The organism is Dietzia maris (genome assembly GCF_014144855.1).
GTDB classification, from domain to species: Bacteria; Actinomycetota; Actinomycetes; order Mycobacteriales; family Mycobacteriaceae; genus Dietzia; species Dietzia kunjamensis.
On sequence record NZ_JAALDN010000120.1, the window covers coordinates 1 to 2,478 of the forward strand.

General features: G+C 73.1%; 3 protein-coding genes and 1 pseudogene. 2 read left to right on the forward strand and 2 right to left on the reverse strand.

The genetic code is table 11. The features are described 5' to 3' along the window. Nucleotides 1-232, reverse strand: a pseudogene (locus G6024_RS04530) (molybdotransferase-like divisome protein Glp); the annotation flags it as partial. Nucleotides 233-296: 64 nt separating this feature from the next. Beyond that, nucleotides 297-1,196, reverse strand: a complete 900-nt coding sequence (locus G6024_RS04535) for a UTP--glucose-1-phosphate uridylyltransferase (protein WP_067713277.1) — start codon at nucleotides 1,194-1,196, stop codon at nucleotides 297-299. Between G6024_RS04535 and G6024_RS04540 the strand changes: the two genes are divergently transcribed. Continuing rightward, nucleotides 1,195-1,887: a 5-formyltetrahydrofolate cyclo-ligase gene (locus G6024_RS04540; protein WP_235027754.1), complete on the forward strand. Its 693-nt coding sequence runs from the start codon at nucleotides 1,195-1,197 to the stop codon at nucleotides 1,885-1,887. The genes G6024_RS04535 and G6024_RS04540 overlap by 2 nt on opposite strands. Nucleotides 1,888-1,925: 38 nt before the next feature. Further along, complete coding sequence (locus tag G6024_RS04545) at nucleotides 1,926-2,303, forward strand: FmdB family zinc ribbon protein (RefSeq protein WP_082923739.1); 378 nt, start codon at nucleotides 1,926-1,928, stop codon at nucleotides 2,301-2,303. Nucleotides 2,304-2,478 lie beyond the last annotated feature (175 nt).

Below are 2,478 nucleotides of genomic sequence, written 5' to 3' on the forward strand. Positions count from 1 at the left end.
CCGGTCCGGCCGGACCGTCCCCGCCCTGGGCGGTGGACCCGCCGGCGCGCACGTCGACGCTGCGCACCGCGTACCCGTCGATGGCGGCCTGGTCGAACGCCGGCAGCGGCCGTTCCGCCACGACCTCCTCGGCGCACAACAAGCCTTGCGCCTCGGAGATCGCCACACGGACCGGGCGCGGGGCGACCGCGGCCGCCGTCACCAGCGCCAGCTGTTCCTCGACGGAGCGCACCCAGTGTCCCCTTCCCGTACCAGTCACCGCCCGCCGAGCGGGCCCGCCTCACCTACGGTGCTCGTCAGGAACCCAGTCGGTCCGAGAGCCACTCGCGGAGATCGTCCGCGTACGCCGGGTTGTCCAGCGCGAAGTCCACGCAGGCCTTGATGTAGCCGCCCGGGTTGCCCAGGTCGTGCCGCGTACCGTCGTGGACCACCACGTGCACGGGGTGTCCCTCGCCGATGAGCAGGTCGATCGCGTCGGTGAGCTGGAGCTCGCCTCCGGCACCCGGCTCGATCCGGCGCAGCGCGTCGAAGATCGCCCGGTCGAGCACGTACCGCCCGGCCGCGGCGAGGTTGGACGGAGCGTCCTCGGCGGCGGGCTTCTCGACCATGCCGAGCACCTTCTTCACCGACGGGTCATCGGTGTCCTCGACCCGGAACACGCCGTAGGACGACACGTCCTCCGGATCCACCTCGAACGCGCACAGCACGCTGCCGCCGCGGGCCGCGCGGACCGCCGACATCCGGCCGAGGATCCCGAACGGCAGGACGAGGTCGTCCGGCAGCAGCACGGCCACCGCCTTCTCCTCGTCGCCGAGCACCGACTCCACCTGCGCGACCGCGTGACCGAGCCCCAGCGGCTCGTCCTGGCGCACGTCCACGACCTCGATGAGCCCGGGGGCGCGCTGGACCTTGTGCAGCAGGACGTCCTTGCCGCGGTCGGACAGCGTGTCCTCGAGGACCTGGTCCTCGGAGAAGTGCGCCATCACGCCGACCTTGCGCTCGGAGGTGACGATCGCGAGTCGGCCGGCGCCGGCCTCGGTGGCCTCCTCGGCGATGAGCTCGATGCCCGGGGTGTCCACGACCGGTAGCAGTTCCTTGGGCACCGTCTTGGTGGCGGGCAGGAACCTGGTCCCCAGGCCGGCCGCCGGCACGACGGCGGTCCGGAACTGCGGGTCGACAGAGGTACTGGACGTCATGGCGACCACCTTAGACCTCGCACCCGCCCCCTCGGGGTGGCGCCACGCGCGGCAGACTGGGGTCATGCAGTCCGACCGGCCCGATCGTACCGACGAGACCGTCGCCCTCTCGGTCGCCAAGACGCGGTTGCGCCGCGAGGCCCTCGATCGCCGGGCCGCGGTGCCGGCGCCGGTGCGCGCCGAACGCGACCGGAGGATCCTCGGGCGCCTGGGGGGCGTCGTCACCGCCGGGATGGTGGTCTGCGCGTACGTCCCCGACGACGACGAGGCCGGCGGACGGGGTCTGGCCGAGGAACTCACCCGGTGCGGTGCGCGGGTGTTCCTGCCGGTTTCGCCGGTGGTCGGCCCGTTGCAGTGGGCGGCGTACGCGGGGCCGGCGGACCTGGTCCCGGGACGGTTCGGCATCCCCGTCCCGTCGGCCCCGCCCGCCGGGCCGGAGTTCATCTCGGGTGCCGATCTCGTCCTCGTCCCCGCCGTCGCCGTGGACCGGTCCGGGAACCGGCTCGGCCGGGGCGGTGGCTACTACGATCGGTCCCTCGCGTTGACCGGCCCGCGCACGAGGATGCTCGCGCTGCTGGACTCCGAGAACGTCGTCGACCACGTCCCCGCCGAGCCACACGACCGGCCGGTCGACGGCGTCATCACCCCGGAGGCGGTTCTCGACTTCGGAACTTGGCACTCGCCGGAGTAGAGTGCCAAGGCGTTATCCGATACTCCTCGGGAGGCCCGATGCCCACCTACTCCTACCGGTGCCGCGACTGCGACGTCGCCTTCGACATCCAGCAGTCCTTCGACGAGGACTCGCTGACGGTCTGCCCCCGGTGCGACGGCACGCTGCGCAAGCTCTTCAACACGGTCGGCGTCGTCTTCAAGGGCTCCGGCTTCTACCGCACCGACAGCCGGGCCTCCGGCGACAGCGGCTCGGCCGGCAAGGGATCGGCCGGCAAGGGATCGGGCGGCAGTTCGTCCGGCAGCGGTTCCTCGGGCTCCGGCTCGTCGGACAGTAGCTCCTCGACGTCCGGCTCCTCGGGATCCGGCTCGGGCTCCGGCTCCGGCGCATCCACCGGCTCGGGCTCCTCCTCGGGGTCGTCGACCTCGTCGTCGTAACCGGCACCGTCGTCACCGGCACCGTCGTCACCGGCACCGCCGTCGTCACCGGCCGCGTCACCGCCGCCCACGGCCGGGGCACCGCCCGCCAGTTCTCCCCGCGCGGTTATCCACACCCCCGGCCGTCTCCACAGGCGTCGCACCTCCGCGCGCCCGGAGCGGCATGGCCGCCCCG